26 protein-coding genes are annotated in these 26,000 nt (G+C 47.4%); 3 read left to right on the top strand and 23 right to left on the bottom strand.

Translation table 11 applies throughout. The features are described 5' to 3' along the window. Window positions 1-49: 49 nt before the first annotated feature. From WMO65_RS04055 to WMO65_RS04020, 8 genes are all read right to left on the bottom strand, one after another. The gene (locus WMO65_RS04055) at window positions 50-553 is read right to left on the bottom strand and encodes a DUF6106 family protein (protein WP_033143762.1); all 504 of its coding nucleotides are present in this window, start codon (window positions 551-553) and stop codon (window positions 50-52) included. Between the two features lie 102 nt (window positions 554-655). After that, window positions 656-2,281, bottom strand: coding sequence for a chaperonin GroEL (gene groL, locus WMO65_RS04050; protein ID WP_033143763.1), 1,626 nt, complete (start codon window positions 2,279-2,281; stop codon window positions 656-658). A 116-nt stretch (window positions 2,282-2,397) separates the two neighbouring features. Then, a complete protein-coding gene (gene groES, locus WMO65_RS04045; RefSeq protein WP_033143764.1) occupies window positions 2,398-2,682 on the bottom strand; it encodes a co-chaperone GroES in 285 nt (94 codons plus the stop codon). Window positions 2,683-3,064: 382 nt separating this feature from the next. Further along, window positions 3,065-3,856 carry a GTP-sensing pleiotropic transcriptional regulator CodY gene (gene codY, locus WMO65_RS04040; protein ID WP_018596076.1) on the bottom strand — a complete coding sequence of 264 codons (792 nt, stop codon included), beginning with the start codon at window positions 3,854-3,856 and terminating at the stop codon, window positions 3,065-3,067. Window positions 3,857-4,697: 841 nt separating this feature from the next. Continuing rightward, window positions 4,698-6,788 (bottom strand): type I DNA topoisomerase, encoded by a 2,091-nt coding sequence (gene topA / locus WMO65_RS04035; protein WP_033142381.1) that lies wholly within the window; start codon window positions 6,786-6,788, stop codon window positions 4,698-4,700. 1 nt (window position 6,789) lies between these two features. Further along, on the bottom strand, window positions 6,790-7,677 hold the full coding sequence (dprA, locus tag WMO65_RS04030; protein WP_103733226.1) for a DNA-processing protein DprA: 888 nt from the start codon (window positions 7,675-7,677) through the stop codon (window positions 6,790-6,792). Further along, entirely contained in the window at window positions 7,674-9,200 is a 1,527-nt protein-coding gene (locus WMO65_RS04025) for a YifB family Mg chelatase-like AAA ATPase (protein WP_349063699.1), read from the bottom strand. The genes dprA and WMO65_RS04025 overlap by 4 nt, the downstream gene beginning before the upstream one ends. 618 nt (window positions 9,201-9,818) lie before the next feature. Beyond that, complete coding sequence (locus WMO65_RS04020; protein WP_148392639.1) at window positions 9,819-10,679, bottom strand: AraC family transcriptional regulator; 861 nt, start codon at window positions 10,677-10,679, stop codon at window positions 9,819-9,821. 214 nt (window positions 10,680-10,893) lie between these two features. Between WMO65_RS04020 and WMO65_RS04015 the strand changes: the two genes are divergently transcribed. Further along, window positions 10,894-11,160, top strand: coding sequence for a helix-turn-helix domain-containing protein (locus WMO65_RS04015; protein WP_081960452.1), 267 nt, complete (start codon window positions 10,894-10,896; stop codon window positions 11,158-11,160). A gap of 98 nt (window positions 11,161-11,258) precedes the next feature. Beyond that, a complete protein-coding gene (gene sigK, locus WMO65_RS04010) occupies window positions 11,259-11,885 on the top strand; it encodes an RNA polymerase sporulation sigma factor SigK (protein WP_033142378.1) in 627 nt (208 codons plus the stop codon). On the opposite strand, the gene WMO65_RS04005 is transcribed toward sigK, so the two are convergent. From WMO65_RS04005 to mtaB, 9 genes are all read right to left on the bottom strand, one after another. Further along, the gene (locus tag WMO65_RS04005) at window positions 11,853-13,094 is read right to left on the bottom strand and encodes a peptidase U32 family protein (protein WP_033142377.1); all 1,242 of its coding nucleotides are present in this window, start codon (window positions 13,092-13,094) and stop codon (window positions 11,853-11,855) included. The genes sigK and WMO65_RS04005 overlap by 33 nt on opposite strands. A gap of 1 nt (window position 13,095) precedes the next feature. Next, on the bottom strand, window positions 13,096-13,752 hold the full coding sequence (locus WMO65_RS04000; RefSeq protein WP_148392640.1) for an O-methyltransferase: 657 nt from the start codon (window positions 13,750-13,752) through the stop codon (window positions 13,096-13,098). Between the two features lie 14 nt (window positions 13,753-13,766). Continuing rightward, entirely contained in the window at window positions 13,767-14,243 is a 477-nt protein-coding gene (locus WMO65_RS03995) for an endolytic transglycosylase MltG (protein WP_052099587.1), read from the bottom strand. A 66-nt stretch (window positions 14,244-14,309) separates the two neighbouring features. Then, window positions 14,310-14,648 (bottom strand): YlbF/YmcA family competence regulator, encoded by a 339-nt coding sequence (locus tag WMO65_RS03990; protein WP_033142375.1) that lies wholly within the window; start codon window positions 14,646-14,648, stop codon window positions 14,310-14,312. A 4-nt stretch (window positions 14,649-14,652) separates the two neighbouring features. Next, entirely contained in the window at window positions 14,653-16,320 is a 1,668-nt protein-coding gene (locus WMO65_RS03985) for a ribonuclease J (protein WP_033142374.1), read from the bottom strand. Window positions 16,321-16,343: 23 nt separating this feature from the next. After that, on the bottom strand, window positions 16,344-16,610 hold the full coding sequence (locus tag WMO65_RS03980) for a DUF1292 domain-containing protein (protein WP_033142373.1): 267 nt from the start codon (window positions 16,608-16,610) through the stop codon (window positions 16,344-16,346). 100 nt (window positions 16,611-16,710) lie between these two features. Next, window positions 16,711-17,145 carry a Holliday junction resolvase RuvX gene (gene ruvX / locus WMO65_RS03975; protein ID WP_033142399.1) on the bottom strand — a complete coding sequence of 145 codons (435 nt, stop codon included), beginning with the start codon at window positions 17,143-17,145 and terminating at the stop codon, window positions 16,711-16,713. A gap of 2 nt (window positions 17,146-17,147) precedes the next feature. Continuing rightward, the gene (locus tag WMO65_RS03970) at window positions 17,148-17,420 is read right to left on the bottom strand and encodes an IreB family regulatory phosphoprotein (RefSeq protein ID WP_018596061.1); all 273 of its coding nucleotides are present in this window, start codon (window positions 17,418-17,420) and stop codon (window positions 17,148-17,150) included. Between the two features lie 120 nt (window positions 17,421-17,540). Continuing rightward, window positions 17,541-18,845: a tRNA (N(6)-L-threonylcarbamoyladenosine(37)-C(2))-methylthiotransferase MtaB gene (mtaB, locus tag WMO65_RS03965; protein WP_148392641.1), complete on the bottom strand. Its 1,305-nt coding sequence runs from the start codon at window positions 18,843-18,845 to the stop codon at window positions 17,541-17,543. Between the two features lie 164 nt (window positions 18,846-19,009). On the opposite strand from mtaB, the gene WMO65_RS03960 reads away from it, so the two are divergent. Beyond that, a complete protein-coding gene (locus WMO65_RS03960) occupies window positions 19,010-19,246 on the top strand; it encodes an HPr family phosphocarrier protein (protein WP_018596059.1) in 237 nt (78 codons plus the stop codon). Window positions 19,247-19,311: 65 nt separating this feature from the next. Here the strand turns inward: WMO65_RS03960 and thiI are convergent, their stop codons facing one another. From thiI to WMO65_RS03930, 6 genes are all read right to left on the bottom strand, one after another. After that, window positions 19,312-20,490, bottom strand: coding sequence for a tRNA uracil 4-sulfurtransferase ThiI (gene thiI, locus WMO65_RS03955; protein WP_148392642.1), 1,179 nt, complete (start codon window positions 20,488-20,490; stop codon window positions 19,312-19,314). A 19-nt stretch (window positions 20,491-20,509) separates the two neighbouring features. Continuing rightward, on the bottom strand, window positions 20,510-21,664 hold the full coding sequence (locus WMO65_RS03950) for a cysteine desulfurase family protein (RefSeq protein ID WP_148392643.1): 1,155 nt from the start codon (window positions 21,662-21,664) through the stop codon (window positions 20,510-20,512). A gap of 1 nt (window position 21,665) precedes the next feature. Then, window positions 21,666-22,403 (bottom strand): 16S rRNA (uracil(1498)-N(3))-methyltransferase, encoded by a 738-nt coding sequence (locus WMO65_RS03945; RefSeq protein WP_103731485.1) that lies wholly within the window; start codon window positions 22,401-22,403, stop codon window positions 21,666-21,668. 11 nt (window positions 22,404-22,414) lie between these two features. Beyond that, window positions 22,415-23,368, bottom strand: coding sequence for a 50S ribosomal protein L11 methyltransferase (gene prmA, locus WMO65_RS03940; RefSeq protein ID WP_054351939.1), 954 nt, complete (start codon window positions 23,366-23,368; stop codon window positions 22,415-22,417). A gap of 57 nt (window positions 23,369-23,425) precedes the next feature. Beyond that, on the bottom strand, window positions 23,426-24,343 hold the full coding sequence (locus tag WMO65_RS03935; RefSeq protein ID WP_033142367.1) for an AEC family transporter: 918 nt from the start codon (window positions 24,341-24,343) through the stop codon (window positions 23,426-23,428). Between the two features lie 257 nt (window positions 24,344-24,600). Continuing rightward, a complete protein-coding gene (locus WMO65_RS03930) occupies window positions 24,601-25,956 on the bottom strand; it encodes an APC family permease (protein ID WP_103731484.1) in 1,356 nt (451 codons plus the stop codon). Between the last annotated feature and the right edge of the window lie 44 nt (window positions 25,957-26,000).

Here is a 26,000-nt window from a genome sequence, read left to right as displayed (position 1 = left end):
CCCTTCGTTTGTTTATAGTAAAATAATATAACAAATTACGACAAACCTGTCAATCCGTAAAAACTTTTCTCGGACAGCTTTTTTCAATATTTTTGATCAATTCCATGTCCGGCTCGATCAGCACTTTACAAACCTCTTTGTCGTCCGGGATGATCATGGCATAAATATTATGAGATGGATTTCCGGATGAAAAATCAAAAACCTTCATATTTTTATTATGATTCTGGTAGTCCAGACGATGTGACTTGAGGGGTGCCATAATTTCCATCTTGGAAAGGTCCAGGCTCTTTATTCTCTTTCTCTTTGCCTTGGAAGCGATCCTGTCAATGTCCAGTTCTCCATTCACATAGAGATATTCAAATTCCAGATCCAGGTTCGGCAGCAGAAAATAGGCAGCCACTCCCAGAACCACAGCTACAACCAGGGCAATCGGTGTAAATAAAATACCGGCAACTGCAGCCAGTACGATCAATGCGATAACCAGTACCTTGATTGCCTTCTCCTTCATCGTCTGCTCCTTTTTCACGAGCAGCTCTGAGTACGCGTCGTTCATGTTTTCCTCCTTTAGTATCAGCTTTTGCTTATAAGTCTATCACAAAGAAATGCCGGTGTCCATATGACACCGGCATAAGAAATGTGAAATTTCTATTATATATTACATCATTCCCATTCCAGGAGCACCGCCTGCCGGCATAGCCGGTGTTTCTTCTTTGATGTTGGAAACAACAGCTTCTGTTGTCAGCAGAGTACCTGCAACGCTTGTTGCGTTCTGCAGTGCGCTTCTTGTAACTTTTGTAGGATCCAGGATACCTTCTTTGACCATATCCACATATTTCTCGTTTAATGCGTCAAATCCTACACCTGTCTCGGATTCTTTTACTTTGTTGATGATAACAGAACCTTCCAGACCGGCATTTGCTGCAATGTGGTACAGCGGGGATTCCAGAGCTTTCAGAACAACCTTAGCACCTGTCTTCTCATCTCCGTCCAGTCCTGCGATCAGTTTCTCAACTTCTTTGGATGCGTGGATGTAAGCAGATCCGCCGCCTGCGATGATACCTTCCTCAACTGCTGCTCTTGTAGCATTCAGGGCATCTTCCATACGCAGTTTTGCTTCTTTCATCTCTGTCTCGGTAGCAGCACCTACACGGATAACAGCAACGCCGCCGGCCAGTTTTGCAAGTCTTTCCTGTAATTTTTCTTTATCAAATTCAGATGTTGTCTCAGTGATCTGATGTTTGATCTGAGCGATTCTTGCATTGATATCTTCTTTGTTGCCTTCGCCGTCAACGATAACTGTGCTTTCTTTCTGTACTTTAACAGATTTTGCACGTCCTAACTGATCCATGGTAACGTCTTTTAATTCCAGACCCAGTTCGTCGGAGATCACAGTACCGTTTGTCAGGATCGCGATATCCTGCAGCATCTCTTTTCTTCTGTCACCATATCCCGGAGCTTTGACTGCTGCCACGGAGAAGGTTCCTCTTAATTTATTTACGATCAGGGTTGTCAGAGCTTCGCCTTCAATGTCTTCAGCGATGATCAGCAGTTTTGCGCCTGATTTTACGATCTGCTCTAAAATAGGAAGTAAATCCTGGATGTTGGAGATCTTCTTGTCAGTGATCAGAATATAAGGATCATCCAGAACAGCTTCCATCTTATCCATATCTGTAGCCATGTATGCGGAGATATAACCTCTGTCAAACTGCATACCTTCTACCAGATCCAGCTCTGTCTTCATGGTCTTGGATTCTTCAATTGTGATAACACCGTCATTGCTTACTTTTTCCATAGCATCTGCTACCATTTCGCCCACTTCATCATCGCCGGCGGAGATAGCTGCTACTCTTGCGATCTGGTCTTTTCTTTCGATCTTGCCGCTCATCTTCTGAATAGCGTCAACTGCAACATCTGTTGCTTTCTTCATACCTTTTCTCAGGATGATCGGGTTAGCGCCTGCTGCCAGGTTCTTCATACCTTCGTTTACCATTGCCTGTGCCAGAACAGTTGCTGTGGTGGTACCATCACCTGCTACATCGTTTGTCTTGGATGCAACTTCTTTGATCAGCTGAGCACCCTGGTTTTCAAATCCGTCTGCCAGCTCGATCTCTTTTGCGATTGTAACACCGTCGTTTGTGATAAGCGGAGCGCCGAAAGATTTGTCAAGAACAACGTTTCTTCCTTTCGGTCCTAAAGTTACACGAACGGTATCAGCTAACTGGTTTACACCACTTTCAAGGGCAGCTCTTGCTTCTGCGCCGTATTTGATTTCTTTTGCCATGATTCGATTCCTCCTGAAATTAAATAATGTCTATTTCTGTTTTCTGGTTTTATTCATGTTAATAGAGTTTCCGTAAAATCAGCTTCTGCTGCTGTCTCTTCGCCGACAGCTTCCTGTTATTTTACTACTGCAAGGATATCGCTCTGCTTAACGATGATGTACTCTTCGCCGTCAAGCTTCACTTCTGTACCAGCATATTTGGAGTAGATCACCTGGTCACCTTCGGCAACTTCCATTTTGATCTCTTTGCCGTCAATCACTCCGCCCGGTCCTACTGCTACAACTTCTGCCTGCTGTGGCTTTTCCTGTGCCTGGCCCGGTAACACGATTCCGGATTTTGTGGTCTCTTCTGCAACCAACTGTTTTAATACAACTCTGTCTCCTAATGGTACTAATTTCATATCTATTGCCTCCTTTTAGAATTCTCTGCTTGTTATTAGCACTCATTTGATTCGAGTGCTAACCGTTAGTCATATATTAGTGAATCTGCCGCATTTCTGCAACTTCTTTCATCTCCAATTAATTGAGTTAATACTAATTATTTCTCATTTTTTCTCTTGTATTCTCGTTTTATCTCATCTTTTTAATTTTCATTGAATTTTATATTTATTTTAGAATCTTTATATTTCCGCATGAAAACCGGGTTCCGGGCCATCCCATAGCAAAAGTTTAGCCCAAATCTGCTGACCGCATACAGTATTTTCCGTAAAAATATAAAAACCCAAAGAAAACCGGAGGTTATTTCCTACTATATGAATAACCTCCGGTTTTCTTTCCATGCATTTACTGTTTTTTCACCAGTTTGCGTTTCTTGATCTCTTCCAATTCATCAAAGATCACTTCATTGAGCACTTTGATATAGGTTCCTTTCATGCCTGAGGACCTGGACTCAATAACGCCGGCACTCTCGAATTTTCTCAGCGCATTGACGATCACGGAACGTGTGATTCCCACTCTGTCTGCGATCTTGCTGGCAACCAAAATTCCTTCGTCCCCGTCCAGCTCATCAAAAATATGGATGATCGCTTCCAATTCTGAGAAAGAAAGCGTATTGAACGCAGATTTCACAACCTGGATCTTCCGGTTCTCCTCTGCATTCTCCTCATGTACAGAACGCATCATTTCCAGCCCAACCACTGTTGTTCCATATTCACTTACAATAATATCCTCAATATCATACCCTTTCTGATCCCTGTACATAAAAAGGGTACCCAGTCTCTCGCCGGCAATATCAATGGGGCTGATGATCGCCATATACTTACTGATGTTCTCGCCTTCAAATCCCAGTGTCTGGAGATTCACGTTCTCCTTTGTTGACAGCACGCCCAGCAGACGTTCATTGAGCAGTTTATCAATATATCCTCCCACTTCACTGTCAATCAATTCCGTAATCTCCTCCACGCCCGGACAGGTACCTACACCAAGCACCTTTCCTTTCCGGCTGATAACCAGGATATTAGAATCCAAAGTCTCCACCATCACCTCACAAATGTCGTTGAACAGCACCTTAGAAGAATTGTTGTTATGAAGCAGTTTGTTAATCTTTCTGGTTTTATCCAATAACTGTACGCTCATAGCGACCTCCTTTCACTCTATTCCTACAGAATATAACCGCTAATTTCTATTCTCTATATCCTTTTTTATTTTAACACACAATTATTCTGAAATCAATGCATGATTTTTTTATTTTCTGTCTATTTATCTCTTTCCCACAAACTTAACTTTCAAAACAATTGAAATTTCCCAGACTTCCCTTACTTTCCCCGTCTGTCAGATACTTTCCCCCATTCTCCAACTCTTCCCTCCCCCCATCCCCCAATGTCAGATACCACCCCCTTTTCCCCCAACCTTACCCCCAACTCCTCTTTCCCTACACATCCCTTTTCTCACTGCCAAATACCTGTGTGCCCCCCATCCAGCACCTTCCACATACACTGCCTTTCCCACTTCCAGATACCTGTATTAACACCTATCCAGCACTTTCCGCATGCACTGTTTTTCTCACTGCCAGATACCTGTGGACCATCTATCCAGCACCTCCCGCATACATCTCTTTTCTCTCTACCAAATACCTGTGTAAACACCCATCCAGCACTTTCCGCATGCACTGTTTTTCCCACTTCCAGATACCTGCTGCACAAAGTCCCTGGGGGCCATTGGAGGCAGATGGCTGGATGGACTTATGGGAAAAAGCGGGAAGAATGGGTGATAGAATTTGCTTCACAAAAGCAAATTCTAAGGATAGCTGAGCAGACAAAACATCAGTTTTGTCTGCGGTTCTATCCGGTTCACCCATTCTTCCCGCTTTTTTCCATTAGTCCATCCCCATCTGCCGACTGGCCCCCAGGGACTTTGTGCGGCAGGTATCGTCCGCCTTAGACAACCTCCGCTCCTGCCACCCTCTCACTTACACAGATCAGGCCTCCTGCTCCACCTCATCCTTCTTCCGTATCATCACAAACCCACAATGCTCATCCGCACAAACAATCTTATTCCCCTTCTCCAGCATATACCCACCGCAATTCGGGCATTTCTCCTTAGAAGGCTTCTGCCATGACATAAACTCGCATTCCGGATTATTCTCACATCCATAATACCGGCGCCCCTTCTTACTCCTGCGCAGCACCACATCTTTCCCGCAGACAGGACAGGGAACACCGATTTTTTCAAGATAAGGCTTCGTATTCCTGCAGTCCGGAAATCCCGGACAAGCCAGGAACTTCCCGTGCGGTCCATATTTGATCACCATATTCCGCCCGCACAGATCGCAGATAACATCTGTCACCTCATCCTCAATCTTCACTTCCTCCAGCTCTTTCTCCGCAGTCTGCACTGCATCCTCCAGATCCGGATAGAAATTCCGTATCACAGTCTTCCACTGCACAAGTCCTTCCCCCACACTGTCCAGCAGTTCCTCCATTGTGGCCGTAAAATACACATCCACAATACTGGGGAATGACTTCTTCATAATATTATTAACGACTTCGCCCAGCTCCGTCATATACAGATTCTTATTCTCCTTCGCCACATACCGCCTTGCAATGATCGTGGTGATCGTAGGGGCATAGGTACTTGGACGTCCGATTCCCAGTTCCTCCAGCGCTTTTACCAGTGTAGCCTCCGTATAATGTGCCGGCGGCTGTGTAAAATGCTGCTGCTCATGGAATCCCTGGAAGGAAAGCTCTGTGCTCTCGTCCAGTCCTTTTGCAAGGAAAGAATTCTCTGTCTTCTCCTCATCCTCCTGCACATAGACAGCCATAAAGCCGTCGAATTTCAGCTTAGAGGCAGCCATGGTAAAATAATACTCTCCGCCCTTGATCTTCACGGATGTAGTCTCATATTTTGCATTCTGCATCCTGCTGGCAGTAAAGCGTTTCCAGATGAGCTGATACAGCCTGAACTGGTCTCTGCTCAGAGATTCCTTCAGAGAAGCAGGTGTCCTTGAAATATCTGTTGGACGGATGGCTTCATGGGCATCCTGTATTTTTTTCTTCTTATCATCCTTTTTCTCCTGGGTCAGAGTGTATTCCGGCCCATACTGGGAAGTGATGTATTCATGAGCGGCAGATTCAGCCTCCTCAGAAATCCTGGTGGAGTCTGTACGCAGATAGGTGATAACACCCACTGTGCCGTTCCCTTTAATATCAATTCCCTCATAGAGCTGCTGCGCCAGACGCATGGTCTTCTGTGTGGAAAAATTCAGCACTTTCGATGCTTCCTGCTGTAAGGTACTGGTAGTAAACGGAAGCGGCGGCTTTTTCGTTCTCTCGCTCTTCTTCACCTCAGCCACTTCATAGCTGGCGCCCTCCAGCCCGGCAAGGATCTTATCCAGTTCTTCCCTTGAGCCGATGCTCATTCTTTTGTTTTTATTTCCATAGAACTTGGCGATCAGCGGCTTCTTTTCGCCTTTGACAGCAAATTCCGCATCCAGTGTCCAGTATTCCTCAGGGATAAATGCATTGATCTCATCCTCACGGTCCCCGATGATGCGCAGGGCCACTGACTGTACACGGCCCGCACTGAGCCCTCTTTTCACCTTAGCCCAGAGTACCGGACTGATCCTGTAACCAACCATGCGGTCCAGCATTCTTCTGGTCTGCTGCGCATCCACCAGATTCATGTCAATGTCGCGCGCCTCTTTAATAGAAGCTTTCACTGCAGTTTTCGTAATCTCATTGAATGTAATTCTGCGCATCTTCTTCTCGTCCAGTTTCAGCGCTTTGGACAGGTGCCAGGAAATGGCTTCTCCTTCACGGTCGGGGTCAGTTGCAAGATATACCTTGTCCGCTTTTTTCGCGGCCTTGCGAAGCCCCGCCAGGATATCCCCCTTTCCCCTGATAGTTATATATTTAGGTTCGTAATCATTCTCCACGTCGATTCCAAGCTGGCTTTTGGGAAGATCCCTTACATGTCCGTTGGACGCCATGACCTCATAATTTGAACCGAGAAATTTCTTGATTGTCTTCACTTTTGCCGGTGATTCCACAATCACTAAATATTTCGCCATCTCAACCTCCCGTTCTGGCATAATAATTTTTGACTGGCTCTGCTACAAGCCCCTTCAATTCCAGTTTCAATAATATTTCCTGAATTTCCCCAGGATTTAGTTCTACCTGAAGGAAAATCTCTTCCAGATATTTTGGCCTCAAATCCAGACAACTATACACCATTTCTTCCCGGCTTGCAAGCCTAAAGTTTGATTTTGCCTCCAAATCTGTTTTTAATTTTTCCGAAATCTGAAGTTCATCCAGAATAATATCCACGGAGTTTGCAATGCCTGCGCCTTCAAAAATCAAGTTGTTGCATCCCTCACTGAGTGTATCCCCCAGGCGCCCCGGAAGGGCATAAACGGTCTTTCCCTGCTCCAGTGCAAAGTTCACAGTGATCAGGGAACCGCTCTTTTTCCCTGCCTCTATGACCAGTACCAGATCCGCCAGTGCACTGATGAGCCGGTTCCTCCTTGGGAAATGGTAGGGAAGGGCCGGTGTCTGCGGCTCATACTCTGAAAGTACGCCTCCCCGGAACGGAATCCTTCTATATATATCCATATTCTGCCTGGGGTAACAGATATCCACACCGTTGCCCAGAACCGCAAAGGTCTCTCCTCCGCCGTCCAGCGCTCCCCTGTGCGCCCAGCCGTCCACACCTCTGGCCATTCCGCTTATGATCTGGATCCCGAACCGGGACAGCTCTTTTGCAAAGTAATACGCCTGGGAGCTGCCGTAACTGCTGCACCTTCTGGCCCCCACAATAGCCACACTCTTTTTACGGCTGTCCGGAAGTTTTCCCTTCACATACAAATATTCCGGCATGTCCTCAAAACATCTGAGCTTGTCCGGATAGGCTTTTCCTGTCTTGGAACAGCAGAAAATCTTCTCTTTTTCCATGTATTTCATACCTTCTTTCTCTCCAGTCCTCTGTAGCACACAGCCTCACTGATCTGTGCTTCCTTGATCTCTTCTTCCCCATCCAGGTCTGCGATCGTACGTGCTGTCTTTAAAATCTTATGATAGGCCCTGGCACTTAAATTCATCTTTTCGTAAGCTTTTTCCAAAAGGCGCTGTCCTTCACGGCTGACACTGCAGTATTTTTCCACCTGTTTTCCGGACAGTTCCGAATTATAGCATACCTTCAGCCCCTGATACCTGTCCTGCTGTGCCAAAAATGCCTTTTCTACCCTTTTCATAAGCTCTGCCGAACTCTGTCCTGCCTTCCCGCCGGAAATCTCCTGATACGTCATGCAGGCCGCTTCTGCGCAGATGTCTATCCGGTCCAGTATGGGGCCGCTGATTTTCCCGGCATACCTGCTGATATCCCTGTCCGTACAGGTACAGCGCTTCAGATCCGGATATCTGCCGCAGGGACAGTGGTTCATTGCTGCCACCAGCATACAGTGTGCCGGAAATTCATAAGAACCCCCGGTTCTGGCGATCATTACCTTATGCTCCTCCAGGGGCTGTCTCAGTATTTCTATGGAATTGTGGGAAAATTCAGGAATTTCGTCCAGAAAAAGAACGCCTCTGTGTGAAAGTGTGATTTCCCCGGGCCTTGGAATTCTGCCGCCTCCGGCCAGCGCCTGGGGAGAAATGGTGTGATGCGGTGCCCGAAATGGCCTTGCTGACATAAATGGCTGTTCCTCTGTCAAAAGCCCTGCGACACTGTATATTCTGGATACTTCCAGACTCTCCTCTCTGGAAAGCCGCGGCATGATGGTGGGAATCCTGCGGGCGATCATCGTCTTCCCCGCACCCTGAGGCCCTGTCATGAGAAAGTTATGGAACCCGGCAGCCGCGATCACGGCAGCCCGTTTCACAGTCTCCTGTCCCTGGATCTCCCTGAAATCCACATTATAAACAGGTTCCTTAAGATTCTCCCGGTCATATATCCTCTGGTCTTCCACACCCCATTTTTCCCTGCCAGACGTGTCCAGAAACTCCTGCAGGGACTCCACTCCCAGAACCTTTATCTTTCCTGTTGCCAATGCCTCCCTGCAGTTGCCCACAGGAACGATACAGAGCCAGCACCCGTTTTGCGCCGCGGTCTCTGCCAGAGGCAGGATACCTCTGACGCTGTTTATCCTGCCGTCCAGCCCCAGTTCACCGGCCAGCATCACACCGCTTAATTTCTCCTCTTCTATGTATCCGAACGCTGCCAGAAGTGCGGCTGCAATGGGCAGGTCAAACCGGTTCCCCTCCTTCCGCACATCTGCCGGCGCCAGATTAACCGTGATCCTTTTGGGCGGCAGGCTGATCTTCGTGTTTCTGATCGCCGTTTTCACCCGCTCCTGAGCCTCCCTCACCTGGGATGACAGGTATCCGACCATATTAAATACAGGCAGACCGCTGCTCACATCCGCCTCTACCCGTACAGGAACGCAGTTCACACCGCAGATAGCTGCTGACATAACACTGCTGAACATACAGATACTCCTTTCCCCCGCAGCAGGACAGAAATACCCCTCCGGCGCGGGTGTACATATTCTCTTTTTACTTGCTTCATTTGTTTTGGAAACAACGGTGGAACCACCTGGAAAGAAATGCGGGAATCCGCTTTCTGACTTATTATTACTGTATCATATTTTTTTCTGCCACGCAATGGCTGACTGGATTTTTTATTATAAAACCCAATCACCCTGCTTACCTGCAAATCATATATTACTCTGAAAAATTATTGGTATTCCAGGACTAAATTTATGCCAATGCCTTCTCAATTACCTATAATTTCTCTACCCTTCTTAAGAATTATTGGTATTTCAAAACCAAAAAACGGCTATTTCATCCTCGATTACCTATAATTTCTCTACCCTTCTTAAGAATTATTGGTATTTCAAAACCAAAAAACGGCTATTTCTTCCTCGATTACCTATAATTTCTCTACCCTTCTTAAGCATTATTGGTATTTCAGAACCAAAAAACGGCTATTTCTTCCTCGATTACCTATAATTTCTGTATCCTTCTTAAGAATTATTGGTATTTCAGAACCAAATACCGGCTATTTCTTCCTCGATTACCTATAATACACATAATCTTCTTAAATATTATCCGTTTTCATGGGCCTGATCCTTCCTGTACTCCCTTGGCCCTATCCCACATTTTTCCTTAAAGATATGCGAAAATGCCAGCGCATCCCTGTATCCTACCCGGGCAGCGATCTCACCAATCGTATCCTGCGTATCACGCAGAAGTTCCTTTGCCCTCTCCATCCTCACCTGCAGGAGATACTGCTGGGGCGGGCATCCCATGACTGTCCGGAATTGTCTGGTCAGACCGCTTCTGTTCATTCCATGTTCCCGGGCGATCTGCTCGATTTTCAGGCTCTGCTCCATATGCGCTTTCATATATGCGGCAATCTCCTGTATTTCTCCGGCTCTGCCCCTGCTGTCCGGCACTTTATATCCTGTCTGCCCCAGGGATCTCCTGTAATCCTCGATCAGATCGATCCATATCTTCGTCACACGGCAGTTCTGTTCCAGCCGCTCCACATAATCCGCACTTCCCGCCTCAAGCATATCTCTGACTGTCCTTGTCAGTTCCGCCAGACAGTCTGCAGAACGAAGGGGCGTCTCCCCGGCAAGACCGGCCTCCCTGACACATTCCTCCACCTGGGCACCACAGGAACACAGACGGATATAATAGAAGAAATTCTGCGCGTTTCCCTGGATTTTCACTTCCGTCTCCGGGGTGACCGCCAGCACATTTCCCACGTTTACGCCATAATCTTTCCCGCCTGCTGTTATACTTCCGCTCCCTTTGGTTATGATAAATAAAGCATATTCCCCGCTCCCTGTCCGGTACTTAGCCATCCCCTGTCCCGTACAGCTCCACTCCACAGACAGCAGGCTCATGCCGCCCTGCGTACAGTCACTTCCCTGCTGCTGACTATTGTAATTCCCGCCCATATAAACAGCCCTCTGCTTCTACTCTTTTTCATAAGATTATAGGTCAATTTCACCCTAGAGTCAATAGGTCACAACGCCATAATTGATTAACAATGGAGAGCTGTAGTAACCATTCAGACAAATCTTTGCATTTCCAGCGCTGACCGTACGGAACCCCAATGCCAATAGGCATCCGGCCTTATGAAGCGGCTTCCAGACGACCGGATGCATAAAGATGAACGGTTACAGGCTGTTTCAAAAAAGAAAAGAGGTATATGAATTGTCCAGATTAAAAGACTTAAGAATCAAAAGGGGATATACCCAGATCAAAATGCAGCACCTGACCGGCATTGATCAGAGCGATTACTCTAAAATCGAAAACGGAAAACGCTACTACACCTTTGAACAGTGCAAAAGGATTGCTCTTGCCCTGGATACCAGCATGGACTATCTTGCAGGTCTGACAGACGAGAAAAAACCTTATCCCAGAAGCATGAACTGAGTTTTTTTGCAGCCTACCCGTCCCTAAATGAGTGGGAAAAGCACAATTTGGCGGATTTGCTCATAGACTATAATTAAATCCCTTTGAGGTAAAGCTGCTTGAAAACATTTCTTAAGCCCTTGACTTCCGAAGAAGAGAAGTATTATCTTCAAGAATACAAAAGGGGCAGCCAGGAAGCTAAAAATATTCTCATAGAGCGCAATCTGCGCCTTGTTGCACATATTGTGAAAAAATATCAAGGGGTTGAGGAAGATTTAGATGATTTGATTTCCATCGGAACCATTGGGCTTATTAAGGCCATCCATACATTCAACGGAGAGAAATCCAACCGTCTCTCCACCTATGCTGCGCGATGTATTGACAATGAACTCCTTATGCTGCTGCGTTCCAAGAAAAAGACCAACAAGGAAGTTTCCCTCTACGAGCCTATCGGAACAGACAAGGAGGGCAATGAGATAAATCTTCTGGATGTGATTGAAAATGAACCGGTAGACGTGGTGGACCACTATTCGCTGAAGGAGGATATCAGAAAGCTCTACGGGCTTCTGGACCAGGTGCTCAGTGAACGGGAACTGGAGGTGCTCAAGCTGCGGTACGGCCTCTACGGAGAAAAGGAACTGACACAGAGGGAAATAGCAAAGCGGCTGAATATCAGCCGCTCTTATGTCTCCCGTATTGAAAAAAATGCTGTCTTAAAGCTCCGGAACTGCTTCCTTCCGTCTTAAAATATCGTACAGTTCAAGTCCTTCCCCCAAATCCACATACAGCACCTGCTGGGGATGCGGGGCACTTTCACAGGAATTCCCTTCCTCATCATATATGGCTTTCACAACCACCGGGCGGTTCTCTCCGTCCGGTTTCATGGCCTCTATCGTCTCTCCCACGAGGAATTTATTCCTCTGGGTGATGCGGTACAGCCCTTCCGGCGTCCTGTCTTCCAGATATCCCAGATAAGTATAGTCCTTGGCATAAGTATTGCTGTCATATATCTGTGCAGTTTCATCCGGTTTCCCATAGAAAAATCCGGTGGTGAACTGTCTGTAGGTGCATCCCATAATCTGTTCCCTGTACCAGGGCATATTTTTCTGATAAAGTTCAGGGCTGTCAAAATAGTCATCTATGGCTTTTCTGTAGGTTCTGGCCACTGTTGCCACATACAGGGCGGTCTTCATGCGCCCTTCTATTTTCAGGCTGTCAATCCCCGCTGTCAGGATATCATCCATGTGCTCGATCATGCACAAATCCTTGGAATTGAAAATATAAGTCCCTCTCTCGTTCTCATAGACGGGCATATATTCCCCCGGCCTTGTCTCCTCCACAATGGAGTATTTCCAGCGGCAGGGATGGGTACAAGCCCCCTGGTTGGCGTCTCTTCCTGTGAAGAAATTGCTCAGCAGGCATCTTCCCGAATAGGAAATGCACATAGCCCCATGGATAAATGTCTCAATCTCCATATCCCTGGGAATATTGGCACGAATCTCCCTGATCTCCTCCAGGGAAAGCTCCCTTGCACACACCACGCGCTTAGCCCCCAGTTCATGCCAGAACCGGTAAGTGCCGTAATTGGTGTTGTTGGCCTGGGTGCTGATATGCCGCTCAATCTCCGGGCAGACTTCCTTTGCGATCATAAAAATACCGGGGTCTGATATGATCAGTGCATCCGGCTTGATCTCTTTTAACTCTTCAAAATATTCCCGCACACCCTCCAAATCCCTGTTGTGAGCCAGGATATTGGCTGTCACATACACTTTCACCCCGTATCTGTGGGCAAAGGCAATACCTTCCGCCATATCCTTCATGGAAAAATTCCGGGCTTTTGCCCTCAGTCCGAACACCTCGCCGCCGATGTATACGGCATCTGCGCCGTAGATCACAGCGATCTTCAGAACTTCCAGGCTGCTGGCGGGAATCAGTAATTCTGGTTTTTTTCTCATTTTATCCATCCTGTTTCTGTTTCTTTATACTCAGAGTCACTCCATCTCCCAGAGGCAGTATGGAGGTTTCCAGTTCTTCATGGTTCTTCAGCACATAGAGATACTCCCGCATCCTTTTGTAAATGGTGCGGTTCCTGCGCTCCACGGCAAAATGGGACTCGATCAGGTCCCCGTCCTGCAGCACATTGTCGGACACTAGGATTCCTCCCGGTCCGAGAAGCCTTAACACTTCCGGCAGAAAATGGATATACTGCGCCTTGGCAGCATCCATAAAAATCAGGTCATAAGGACCCTCCAGCGTTGTTAATACCCGGGCAGCATCCCCGCAAAGCAGGGTGATCCGGTCCTCTTTGCCCGCTTTTTTGAAATTTTCCTGCGCAATGGGTATCCGCTGCTCATAGTTCTCTATGGTGGTGATCCTGCACGTCTCCGGCGCGTATTCGCTCATCAGAAGCGTGGAGAACCCAACAGCAGTCCCCACCTCTAAAATGAGGCGGGGACGTTTTATCTGAAGCAATACTTTCAGGAAACTCTGCATCTCCCTGCGGATGACAGGCACCCTGTCCTCCCTGGCTTTTTTCTCCAGTTCATTGAGAAAGGGGGTGTTTCCTCTGTCCAGGGAATTGATATAGGTTACCATTCTCTCGTCAACTATCACTTTTATTTCCTCTGCTATTCTGTTCCCTGGTCTGTGCCTTCCCCGCCGGTCTCCGAGGTATCCTGTACAGCCGAATTGCCGTCTGTACCGCCACCCTGGGTGGGCTGGCCGTCCACATTCTCCCGGGCCAGAATTGCCATCATCTCTTCTGCTGTCATATTGGTATTCAGAATATAGGTACCTGCCTGAAGTTTATTCTTATAATTGGACAGTTTCTCCTGTACTACGAAGACCTTTGCGTCCTCGATCAGGCCCTTTTTCTTCAGGATCTTGCCTATCTGATAGACAGAGGAACCATCCTTGATCACAACCGTGATATCTGTTCCCTCTCCCTCAGCCATCGGAACCTCATTGAAGATCGCATACCCGAAATCATAGGCAGACTTGCCCACAAAAATGACCGCAAATATAATACAGGCATAAACTGCCAGCCTGAAAAATCCGCTTGCCATTATAGATGCCGCACCCTGTTTTCTGATTCCTTTTGCCATGTTGTTCTCCTTATAACCCGTTTCCGGCCCGGCATGAAAAGCGCCGGCCGAAAACAGCCTGTTTTGTTAAAGATCCGGAATATCCAACTGTATTCCCTGATGAATGGAAGCGTCAATACTCTGAAGCTGTCTGCACAGCGTAAGCTCCGCTTCCAGGAAACGGTTTACCTCCGGAATCCTGCACAGTTCATCCATCTTGCTGTCTATATCATCAATCGCATCATAGAGATTGATATCGTCACCTTCTGCCTGAATCTGATAATTCAGCTTGCGCAGCTCATCTACCTGTTCCTTCAGCCCCGGGACCGCCTTGATCTCTTCCAGAGCCGTGCAGTACTGCTTGTAGACAACGCCGTTTTTGATTGCATGCACCAGCTTGTCCACGCAGACGTCGATTATACTCATCTTCTTAAGCCTCCATGATGATGGGCAGAATCATGGGATTTCTCTTGGTTCTCTTCCATAAAAATTCACCCAGGGAGTCCTTGATCACATTCTTGATTTTGCCCCAGTCTGTTATATGCTTGTCCAGGCACACATCAATGGCGTCCTCCACCACAATTCTGGCCTCATCCATCAAATCTTCCGATTCCCTTACATACACAAAACCACGGGAGACTATGTCCGGTCCTGCCAATAGACGGCTGGAACGCTTCTCCAGAGTCAGCACCACGATCATGATACCGTCCTCTGCCAGATGCTGGCGGTCACGAAGCACGATATTTCCCACATCGCCCACACCAAGTCCGTCAACCAGGATAGCGCCTGTGCGCACTTTGCCTGTAACTTTAGCAGGTTCCTCCTCATTCAGTTCCAGCACATCGCCGGACTGCAGGATAAACACATTTTCTTTCGGGATTCCCAAATCCAGGGCAAGACCTGCCTGGGCTTTCAGGTGGCGGTATTCACCGTGCACCGGGATGGCGTATTTGGGTTTTACCAGGGAATAGATCAGCTTGATTTCCTCCTGGCAGGCATGTCCGGATACGTGGGCATCCTGGAAAATAACGTCTGCGCCTTTCATGCTCAGTTCATTGATCACCTTGGATACTGCCTTTTCATTACCCGGAATGGGGTTGGAACTGAAAATGATCGTATCGTTGGGCTTGATCGTCACTTTCTTGTGAATGCTGGCTGCCATCCTGGACAGGGCTGCCATGGACTCGCCCTGGCTTCCCGTGGTGATCAGCACCACCTTCTCGTCCGGATAATTCCTAAGCTGGTCAATCTCAATAAGCGTCTTGTCCGGAATCCTCAGATATCCCAGTTCAGAAGCTGTTCCGATGACATTGACCATGCTTCGGCCCTCCACAGCCACTTTCCTGCCGTATTTGTAAGCAGAATTAATGATCTGCTGCACCCTGTCTACATTGGATGCAAAGGTGGCAATGATGATCCTGGTATTCTTATGCTCTGCAAATATATTGTCAAAGGTCCTTCCAACCGTGCGCTCGGACATGGTAAATCCCTTGCGCTCTGCATTGGTACTGTCGCACATAAGTGCCAGTACACCTTTCTTTCCGATTTCCGCAAACCGCTGCAGATCAATGGCGTCTCCGAACACAGGAGTATAGTCCACTTTGAAGTCACCGGTATGCACCACGATTCCCGCAGGTGAATAAATTGCCAGCGCGGAGGCATCCTGAATGCTGTGGTTTGTCTTGATAAATTCTATACGAAAGCAGCCCAGATTGATGGACTGTCCATGTTTGATCACTTTTCTCTTGGTACTTCTAAGCAGGTTATGCTCTTTGAATTTATTCTCGATTAATCCGATCGTAAGCTTTGTTGCATAGATGGGGATATTGATCTCCTTCATCACGTAAGGAAGCGCCCCAATATGATCCTCATGACCATGGGTGATAACGAAACCTTTGACTTTGTCAATATTGTCCTTCAGATATGTGATGTCCGGTATAACAAGGTCAATTCCCAGCATATCGTCCTCCGGAAATGACAGACCGCAGTCCACTACGACAATACTGTCCTCATATTCAAAGGCAGTAATATTCATTCCTATCTGTTCCAACCCGCCCAAAGGAATGATCTTCAATTTTGAGTTGTTGTTTTTTTTCAAGTTAATTCCTCCAATTTCTCCGTTCAATTTTCAAATTCAATGTCCTCTAACATGGCTTCAAAGACCTTAAAAACCGCATCGTATTCCGTATCGTCTTCCACGAACACGTAGCAGCCTTCTTCTTCGCCATCCTCTGAAATGTCCTTTAAAATATATGCTGCTGCCCCTTCATCGTCCGAATCGTCGGGATCCACTACCAGCAGATATACGCTTCCGTTCACTCTTGTCTGTTCCAGAATTCCTAACTCCAATTCTGTTCCGTCTTCTCCATCAAAAATAATTGTCTCCATACATTCTTCCTTTCTGTCGTTCTTTTTACGTGCATAAACGCCCAAACCCGGAAACGAGCCTTCTTTCCCTCAATAGTCCAAATACGGTATCAAGCTGAAATCAAACTGTACCCGGGTTTGCTTTTGCATCCAGATAGCCCTGCAAAATAAACACTGCAGCTATCATATCCACGTATTTACTTCTGTTCTCTCTGCGCACGCCGCTTTCCATGAGCGTACGGTTGGCCTCAACAGTAGTCAGCCTTTCATCCCACATGATCACAGGCAGTCCGCATCTTCTCTCCAGCATTTCCTTCAGCTCCAGAGACTTCTGCGCCCGTTCTCCTATGGTGTTATTCATGTTCTTGGGAAATCCAAGAACAATCTCTTCCACCTGATATTCGCTTACAAGCTCTTCAATCCGGCGAAGGGATTTTCTAAGTTTATTTTCATCTTCCCGACGGATAATTTCGATTCCCTGGGCAGTAAGACCCAGAGGGTCGCTGATCGCCACCCCTATTGTCTTAGAGCCATAGTCAAGTCCCATGATTCTCATCATCAGTCACGCTTCCAGGATTCGTTCTTGATATACTCCTTCAAAAGCTCCTCCACTAACTCATCACGCTCTACTTTCATAATGGTACTTCTGGCACCCTTGTAGCTGGTGATATAAGTCGGGTCGCCGGACATGATGTAACCAACGATCTGGTTTACCGGATTATATCCTTTCTCCGCCATAGCATTGTATACCAGGTCCAGAACTTCCTTTACCCGGACTTCCGGTTCTGTCTTCACTTTGAAATATTGAGTATTTCCTAAATTATTCTCCATAATCTCTCACGCCCTTATCTAAACTTGTAACTATTCGGGTTACCTATTCGGATCGCAACCGCCGGATAGTTCTCTAAACCATATCCTTATTCTAATATATCTTGGAGGGAAATTCAACCATTATATTGCGCAAATAAAAACGCCATCTTCGACAAATCCGCCAATTTTGCCAATTTTTATGCAATTCTCCAGGCTTTCTTTTGTCTCTGCTGCCACTTTCAAATACTCTCTGGTATGGCCGATCCAATATGTTTTACCATGGATCTGGGCCTGCTCCTCAAAGAGGATCTCCACTTCTCTGCCGAGATAATATTCCATAAATTTCTGTTTCTGCTGTTTTCCCAGCTCGATCAGCACATGACTTCTGGCTGTCTTTACCTGTTCCGGTATCTGTCCTTCCATGCGGTCAGCCCGGGTGCCCTCCCGTCTGGAATATTTGAAGATATGGGTCTCGTAAAAGCCCGCGCGCTCTATCATGTCTCTGGACTTTTCAAATTCTTCCTCTGACTCCTGGGGAAATCCCACGATCACATCCGTGGTGAGAGCCGGATGGTCAAAATATTTACGCAGAAGTGCACAGCCGTCCAGGTACTCTTCGGCAGTGTATCTCCTGTTCATGCGTTTCAGGGTTTCATCGCAGCCGCTCTGCAGGGACAGATGGAAATGAGGACATATTTTAGATAAGCTGCTTATAGTTTTGACAAATTCTTCCGTAATAATACGGGGTTCTAAAGATCCCAGGCGAATTCTTTTCACTCCCTCGATCTCATGGACAGCCAGAATGAGCTGAAGAAGCGAATCACTGCAGTCCACACCGTAGGAACTCAGGTGGATGCCTGTGAGGACAAATTCCTGGTAGCCGTTCTTAACAAGCCGTTTCACCTCGTCTACGATCTCCTGCCTTTTCCGGCTTCTCACACGCCCCCTCACATAGGGGATAATACAGTAGCTGCAGAACTGATTGCATCCGTCCTGCACTTTCAGGTAAGCTCTGGTGTGCTCCCCTGTGGAGGAGAGCTTCAGTTCCTCATACTCCACCGGTTCTTTTAAGTCTATCAGTTCTTTTTCCTGGCCCTTTTCCCTGTCATACTGCTCTAATACAGCCAGCAGATCCTGTTTTTTGTTGTTTCCCAGCACAATATCAATGGCCTCGTCTATCTGTGCCTCATCTTTTTTTGCCTGTACATAGCAGCCTGCTGCCACCACCACGGCATCCGGATTCATCTTCTTGGCCTTGTGGAGCATCTGCCTTGATTTCCTATCCGCAATGTTGGTGACCGTACAGGTATTGATGATATAAATGTCCGCCCCGGGCGCAAAAGGCACGATCTCATACCCTGCCTGTTCCAGCATCTGCTGCATGGCTTCTATCTCGTAAGCGTTGACTTTACAGCCCAAATTGTGCAATGCTACTTTTTTTTTCATTCTAAACCTCTTTATCGTGATAATTCGTTAAGCGTTTTGACGAATAGTTGTCATATTCTTTGTATTTTATTTCTCCCTTTTTTATATTGACTTTTTTTGCCATAAACGGTAACATAAGTCTTGTAAGAAGCAAAAAACGGAATAGGTAAGGGAGGATTTTTCCAATGAAAACAGTAAAAATTTCACTGAATTCTATCGACAAAGTAAAATCATTCGTGAATGAAATTACAAAATTTGATTATGATTTTGATTTAGTATCCGGAAGATACGTTATCGACGCTAAGTCCATCATGGGTATCTTCAGCTTAGATTTATCCAAAGCTATTGACTTGAACATCCATGCAGCTGATGGCGCTTTAGATGACATCTTAACTGTATTAAAACCATATTTAGTAGACTAATCGAGATTCATTCCGACAAAGCAACAGCCAGGACTGCCCGGGGGCAGTCCTTTTTTTCTGCTTATTTATTCACAGATGATCGTCTCTGCCGTTTGGATGGCTTCCTCCATCATCTCTTCTATCTTCTCCTGAAGTTTTTCCTCAGAGCGCTTGATGACCTTCAGGCTCGGCTTTGTCACAGGATGTTTGGCCACGAAAATGGTACAGCAGTCCTCATAGGGAAGGATGGAAGTCTCATATGTGTTGATCTTCAGGGCCACATCCACGATCTCCTGCTTGTCAAATCCGATCACCGGGCGGAATACAGGCATGGAGCACACTTCATTTGTGGCTGCCAGGCTCTGCATGGTCTGACTTGCAACCTGTCCTATGCTCTCTCCGGTTATCAGTCCCAGACAGCCGTCCTTCTCCGCAAATGCCTCAGCGATCTTCATCATATAGCGGCGCATAATGATGGTCAGCTCCTCATGAGGGCACTTTTCATAAATATATAACTGAATATCCGTGAAATTGACCACATGCAGACGGATGGGGCCGCTGTAGCGTGCCACCAGTTTAGCCAGGTCCACAACCTTCTGTTTCGCGCGTTCGCTGGTGTACGGCGGCGCGTGGAAATACACAGCGTCAATCTTTACACCGCGTTTTGCGATCATATAGCCGGCCACCGGGCTGTCAATGCCGCCGGACAGAAGAAGCATGGCTCTGCCGCCGGTGCCCACAGGCATGCCGCCGGGTCCCGGGATCACCTGGGAATACAGATATATCTTATCCCTGATCTCCACATGGATAAACACATCCGGTTTGTGCACATCCACTTTCATATTGGGGCAGGCATCCAGGATCTCTCCGCCCAGCTCCGCATTCAGTTCCATGGAATTCATGGGATAACTCTTTTTCGTTCTCCTCACATCCATCTTAAAGGTCATGGTCTTATCACCGTAAACCTCCTGTGTGTAGGATACAACGGCCTTCGCCAGCTCCTCGTATCCCTGGTCCTGAAGCACAACAGCAGGACAGATGCCGAAGATACCGAACACCCGCTTCAGCGCCTCCACAGTCTCCTCATAATCATATTCTCCCCGGGCAAACACATAGATCCTGCCCCTCTCCTTCACCACGTCAAATTCTCCATCCACGCCCTTTAACACGTGGCGGATCTGGTCCACCAGAGCGTCCTCGAAGATATAGCGGTTCTTTCCCTTGATCGCTATCTCCGCATATTTTATTAAAAATGCTTTATACATATTCTATTCCTTTCCTTTATCAGTGCCTTGCATACTTCCGGAGCACAGGCAGTACAGTTCTGATCTGCTCCAGTGTATAATCAAGCTCCTCTTTTGTGGTAAATTCACTGAGGCTGAAACGAATGGCCGATTCCCGCCGTTCCTGGTCGGCGGATATGGCTGTCATGGAGGCGCTTGCTGCCCGCTTGTGGCTGGAACAGGCACTTCCCGCAGATACATAGATTCCCTTGTCCTCCAGGGTGTGCAGCAGCACTTCGCTCCTCACGCCCAGAAAGCTGGCATTTATAATGTGAGGTGCCCCGTCCTTCGGCAGCGGCCCGTTGATAACCACCCGCTCCATTTCCGACAGGTTCTTTGCCAGATAAGTCTTAAGCGCTCTCAGCTTTTCCATTTTTTCCTCATGGTTCTCATAGACCATGCGTGCCGCAGTGCCAAGGCCCGCAATCCCCGGTACATTGTCTGTGCCGGAACGCATGCCCTTCTGCTGCCCGCCTCCCAGGATCATGGGATGGATCTTAACCTTTTCGCTGACATACAGGAATCCTACGCCCTTCGGCCCATGAATCTTATGGCTGCTCACAGAGAGCAGATCGATCCCCATACGCTTCGGATAGATCCTGTACTTTCCGTATCCCTGTATGGCGTCCACATGATATACGGTCTTCGGGTTCCTGTCATGTACCAGCTTAGCCGCTGCCTCCACAGGCACAACCGCTCCCATCTCATTATTCACATACATGGTGGATACCAGGATCGTATCAGGGCGGATTGCTGCCTCCAGTTTTTCCAGGGACAGATTTCCTCTCTCATCCACCGGAATGACCGTGATCTCATACCCCTGTTCCTTCAGCCATTCCAGAGGGACAGAGACTGCCGCGTGCTCAAAAGATGTGGTAATGATGTGCTTTCCCTGCCTGCAGTTGGCATACGCAGTACCCACAAGGGCCCAGTTGTCCGATTCTGTTCCACCGGAGGTGAAGAAAATCTCTTTCTCCTGTACTTTCAGGGTTTTGGCAATGGCGGAGGCTGCTTCCTTCACATACCGTTCCGCTTCCACGCCTTTTAAATGCATGGCTGATGGGTTGCCGTAATCCTCCATCATGGTTTTCACCACAATGTCCTTTACCTCTTCAAAACATTTTGTGGTGGCTGAGTTGTCCAGATACGCTTCCATTCTATTCCTCCAGTGCAAACATCAGGACAGAGAGGACGGTAAGCCCTGCTGTCTCTGTCCGCAGAATTCGTTTTCCCAGTGTGATGGCCCTGGCTCCCATGTCTGCCGCCATACGCACTTCTTCCTCGTCAAACCCGCCCTCCGGTCCGATAAAAATACCGATGGACTGGCCCGGTTCTATCTGATCAATGATCTTCTTTGTCTCTTTCATGTCTTTTGCCAGTTCGTAGGGCAGAAGCACCACGTCCAGCTCTTTCGCATGCTCTACGGCTTCGCTAAAACGCATCACATGTCTGACTTCCGGCACATACATACGTTTTGACTGCTTTGCCGCGCTCTCGGCAATGGCCTGCCAGCGGCGAATCTTATTTTCTTCTTTTTTTCCATCCAGCTTTACCACAGCGCGCCTGGTTGCCACGGGAATCACCTCATGGACTCCAAGCTCCACGGCCTTCTGGATGATCAGCTCCATCTTATCACCTTTTGGAAGCCCCTGAAACAGATAAATCCTGGAAGACAGCTCATATCCTGCCTCCTGCACATACATCACATGCGCCAGGACTTCCTTGTCACCCAGCTCCTCAATGTAGCAGGCATACTCCAGATCATCCCCTGAGCTTATGAGGATCTCCTCTCCTGTTTTCATGCGGAGCACATTTTTAATATGGTTTACATCACTGCCCAGGATGCGGATGGTGTGATCCTCCACCTGGGAAGGCTCTACGAAAAAACGGTACATGAAAACGCTCCTTATTTCTTTTTGGCAGTCACGGATACCCACTCACCCTGATGTGTCACCTCAAGGATCTCAAGGCCAGCATCCTTCACTGCCTTCACCACAGTTTCTTCCTTGTCATCAATGATACCTGATGTGATATAAATACCACCCTTTTTCAGCTGGTTCAAAATGACCGGGGTGAGCGGCACCAGCACATCTGCCAGAATGTTGGCTGCCACAATATCGTATTTCTCATATCCCACCCTGTCCTGAATGGCTTTGTCATCAATGATGTTTCCGATCATCATGTCAAAGCTCGCTGCAGGAATATCATTCACTTCCTTATTCTCCTCCACAGCCGGTACTGCACATGGGTCCAGGTCAGTTCCCACTGCGTGTTTTGCTCCCAGCTTTAAGGCCACAATGGACAGAATGCCGCTTCCCGTCCCCACATCCAGAAGCTCTGTCTCGGATGTCACATATTTCTTAAGCTGGCGGATGCAGAGCTGTGTCGTCTCATGCATGCCCGTTCCGAACGCGGTTCCCGGGTCAATATGGATGATCATGCGGTCCCTGTCTTCCTCCTTTACTTCCTCCCAGGAGGGAATGATCAGAATATCATCCACGTAAAACTGTTTGAAATACTGTTTCCAGTTGTTGATCCAGTCCTTGTCCTCTGTCTCGGATGTGGTGATGGTACCCTCACCGATATCCACGAAATTGCGGAGTTCTGACAGCTCGGCATTCACCTTCTCCAGCATTTCCTCTACATTTTCATCCTCATCCAGATAGAAATTCAGATATGCCACACCGTCATCCTCGGGCATATCCGGCAGGATGTCCACAAACATCTGCTTTTTATCCTCCTCTGTCAAAGGTTGTTTATCCTCTATCTCAGCACCCTGGATGCCGATATCCGCCAGTGTGGAGATAATGATGTCCTCCACGTCGGTCTTTGTTTTCAGTGTGAACTTATTCCATTTCATATATTATATTCTCCTTTCCTGCTGCCATCGCAGCCAGTGAAATCAATCTTGTCCTGCCTACACAAATAAAAATACCAGGGAGATCGTAACAGCCGAGAGCACAGTGGACAAAATGATCCCCTCGGATATGGCTGCGGTCTCTTTCCCGTACTGCTCGGCCATCATCATGGGCATATTAGCCACAGGCAGAGACATCATAAGTACAATGGATGCCCTCATAATATAATCCGGCAGCAGAGGTTTCAAAAGCAGGGCCAGGGCTATGGGCACTGCAAGAAAACGGATGGCTGTGAAAAGCAGAAGCCTCCTGTTCCTGAACACACTTCCCAGGTTCATTCCCACCAGGGACATACCGATCACCAGCAATGACAAAAGCGTACATGCATTGCCGCAGTAGTTTACCAGTGACTGCAAATCTGCCGGAATCCTGATATGGAACCAGTAGATAAAAAAGGCTGTGATGCAGGCAATAAAGCCGGGGCTGAAAATATCTGTCCAGGACTGTTCCACCCCTTCCACGCCTTTTTTCACCAGCATGATACCAAAGGTGAAGATCACCACATTGAACAGAAAGTTAAAGACAATCACATACACCATAGATTTAGGCCCCAGCACCGCGGAGGCCACAGGCAGCCCGATAAACCCAAGGTTGCCGAATACAGTCATCAGAATGTATGCCTCCTTCTGGGAGACAGGCACCCGCAGGATCTTCGTCAGAGCATATCCCAGTATGATGAGAAATGCAAAACAGAGAACGCCTATGAGGGCCACCAAGCCCACATCTTTTCTGGATATGGTGCTCAGGTCACTGAACATGCTGGATATGATCAAAGCCGGGGAGCAGAGGTTCAATACCAATGCTGACATGTCTTTGGATGCAGCGGAGGATATGATATGCTTTTTATACAGCAGAAACCCTGCCATAATCAACGCGAATATTATTATCATCTGCTTCATAACTACAAGACCGCTCATTTTTCCACACTCTCCGCTTTTGTTATCATTATAATTGTCTGTCGCTGTAATTGTCTGTCGCTGTAATTGTCTGTTGTCCTGATAATTACATCCAATATTCCTATTATATATAAAAAATATGAGGAATGCAACGATAAAAGAAACGGAGAGCCAATATAAAAAAACAGAGACGCGGCCTCCGAAAAGGATCACATCTCTGTTTTTCTGATACAGCGAAGCAAAACTCCGCCTTTTTACTGACCTTTTTATGGGTCTTCTTATGCTTCCTCGTAGCTGACTTCCATATGGACTTTTCCGGATCTTTTGCGGAAAAACGCGTATGCAAGACCAAATACCAGTACCACTACATTGGCAACAAACTCCCACGGTTTCAGATCACTGAACAGAAGTGTTGTCTGCAGGATCAGGGAGATACCGCCTATTACAGCCCAGAACAGAAGCACACCGTTGCTTACATGGAACCTGGATTTGTTCCACACATCCGGAATCTTCTTGACCATATTGTAGGAGGTAAACGCCAGTATTGCGAAGAATACGTTGTTTAAGATAACTGCCATGTTGCCGATCGTGGAGATCGGAACATTGAACAGGATAACGATCACACACTCCAGGTAGAACATGGTGAGGATGACTGTAGGTGTTTTGTATTTCTTATGGATCGTAGCAACCTTAGGCGGGAACCATCCGTCAACTGCTGCCTGCAGGATCGGTTTTGTAACCCAGCCAAGTGCAGAGTTCAGGGTTGTGGACAGTGCGAACATGGCACCGCCGACAATAAAGAATACATGCAGCGGATACGGAAGCACTTCCGCGGATACCAGTGTCAGCGGCTGATTGGCAACTTCCGCTACCGGAAGAACGCCGGATGCAACCACTACCAGACCTGCATAGAATACAGCGATGATACAGGTAGCTACAATGATGACAAACGGAATATCCTTGGTGGGGTTCTTACACTCCGCGCCCAAATGGATGACAACGTTCGCTCCGCCTACGGCCCAGGTAAACAGGGCACCTGCGGACAACATGGATTTCACACCGTGGGTCATGAATTCCGGCTGTTCAAAATAAGTCGGAGTCACATGGGGCAGACCGAACACGATAAATGCTGTCAGGGCCAGAATCATGATCAGCATCATGGCGTTCTGCAGTTTGGCTGCTCCCTCAATTCCCATCAGGTTCGTGATATAGAAGACTGTCAGCACGATGAGTGCGATCAACTGGCGTACAAAGCCGTTGGAAGACAATGCCGGGATCAGGCCCAGCATATAATCCGCAAAGCTAAGCGCGTACATAGCCAGTGCCGTCCAGGACAGGATATGAACGATAACGAAAAATCCTGCGCTGACATCATTCCCAAGAAGTGCAAGCTGTGTGTAGAAACCGCCTCTCAGACGAACCGTACCTGCTACAAATATCAACGGAATATTGGTAAAAATAGTAAAAATAGCGGCGATCAGCATGGAAATGCTGGCTGACCTTCCTGTCATGGCAATACCGATACCTACCATGGCAAAAATACCGGAACCGATCGTCTGTCCGATACCAATGGACAGCAGTTCTTTTCTGCCCAATACCCTCTTTAGTTCTTTGGTTGAAGCAACTTCAGACATATATTCCCTCCTCTTTTATGCGCTAATATTGTATATAGACATAA

Origin of the sequence: Blautia caccae, from assembly GCF_040095955.1 — a bacterium.
Taxonomy (GTDB): Bacteria; Bacillota; Clostridia; order Lachnospirales; family Lachnospiraceae; genus Blautia; species Blautia celeris.
This window is presented reverse-complemented; position numbering and strand designations above follow the sequence as displayed.

Bases quoted from the DNA above. Each gene is read 5' to 3' on its own strand.
- WMO65_RS04020 (WP_148392639.1), bottom strand. From the start codon at position 10,679: ATGGGCGGGAATTACAATAGTCAGCAGCAGGGAAGTGACTGTACGCAG.
- WMO65_RS03930 (WP_103731484.1), bottom strand. From the start codon at position 25,956: ATGTCTGAAGTTGCTTCAACCAAAGAACTAAAGAGGGTATTGGGCAGA.
- WMO65_RS03945 (WP_103731485.1), bottom strand. From the start codon at position 22,403: ATGTACCGTTTTTTCGTAGAGCCTTCCCAGGTGGAGGATCACACCATC.
- WMO65_RS04025 (WP_349063699.1), bottom strand. From the start codon at position 9,200: ATGTTCAGCAGTGTTATGTCAGCAGCTATCTGCGGTGTGAACTGCGTT.
- WMO65_RS03950 (WP_148392643.1), bottom strand. From the start codon at position 21,664: ATGGAAGCGTATCTGGACAACTCAGCCACCACAAAATGTTTTGAAGAG.
- mtaB (WP_148392641.1), bottom strand. From the start codon at position 18,845: ATGAAAAAAAAAGTAGCATTGCACAATTTGGGCTGTAAAGTCAACGCT.
- WMO65_RS04005 (WP_033142377.1), bottom strand. From the start codon at position 13,094: ATGAGAAAAAAACCAGAATTACTGATTCCCGCCAGCAGCCTGGAAGTT.
- groL (WP_033143763.1), bottom strand. From the start codon at position 2,281: ATGGCAAAAGAAATCAAATACGGCGCAGAAGCAAGAGCTGCCCTTGAA.
- prmA (WP_054351939.1), bottom strand. From the start codon at position 23,368: ATGAAATGGAATAAGTTCACACTGAAAACAAAGACCGACGTGGAGGAC.
- WMO65_RS04055 (WP_033143762.1), bottom strand. From the start codon at position 553: ATGAACGACGCGTACTCAGAGCTGCTCGTGAAAAAGGAGCAGACGATG.
- WMO65_RS03960 (WP_018596059.1), top strand. From the start codon at position 19,010: ATGAAAACAGTAAAAATTTCACTGAATTCTATCGACAAAGTAAAATCA.
- dprA (WP_103733226.1), bottom strand. From the start codon at position 7,677: ATGAAATACATGGAAAAAGAGAAGATTTTCTGCTGTTCCAAGACAGGA.
- groES (WP_033143764.1), bottom strand. From the start codon at position 2,682: ATGAAATTAGTACCATTAGGAGACAGAGTTGTATTAAAACAGTTGGTT.
- WMO65_RS03970 (WP_018596061.1), bottom strand. From the start codon at position 17,420: ATGGAGAATAATTTAGGAAATACTCAATATTTCAAAGTGAAGACAGAA.
- topA (WP_033142381.1), bottom strand. From the start codon at position 6,788: ATGGCGAAATATTTAGTGATTGTGGAATCACCGGCAAAAGTGAAGACA.
- thiI (WP_148392642.1), bottom strand. From the start codon at position 20,490: ATGTATAAAGCATTTTTAATAAAATATGCGGAGATAGCGATCAAGGGA.
- codY (WP_018596076.1), bottom strand. From the start codon at position 3,856: ATGAGCGTACAGTTATTGGATAAAACCAGAAAGATTAACAAACTGCTT.
- WMO65_RS03935 (WP_033142367.1), bottom strand. From the start codon at position 24,343: ATGAGCGGTCTTGTAGTTATGAAGCAGATGATAATAATATTCGCGTTG.
- WMO65_RS04015 (WP_081960452.1), top strand. From the start codon at position 10,894: ATGAACGGTTACAGGCTGTTTCAAAAAAGAAAAGAGGTATATGAATTG.
- WMO65_RS03995 (WP_052099587.1), bottom strand. From the start codon at position 14,243: ATGGCAAAAGGAATCAGAAAACAGGGTGCGGCATCTATAATGGCAAGC.
- WMO65_RS03990 (WP_033142375.1), bottom strand. From the start codon at position 14,648: ATGAGTATAATCGACGTCTGCGTGGACAAGCTGGTGCATGCAATCAAA.
- WMO65_RS03980 (WP_033142373.1), bottom strand. From the start codon at position 16,610: ATGGAGACAATTATTTTTGATGGAGAAGACGGAACAGAATTGGAGTTA.
- ruvX (WP_033142399.1), bottom strand. From the start codon at position 17,145: ATGAGAATCATGGGACTTGACTATGGCTCTAAGACAATAGGGGTGGCG.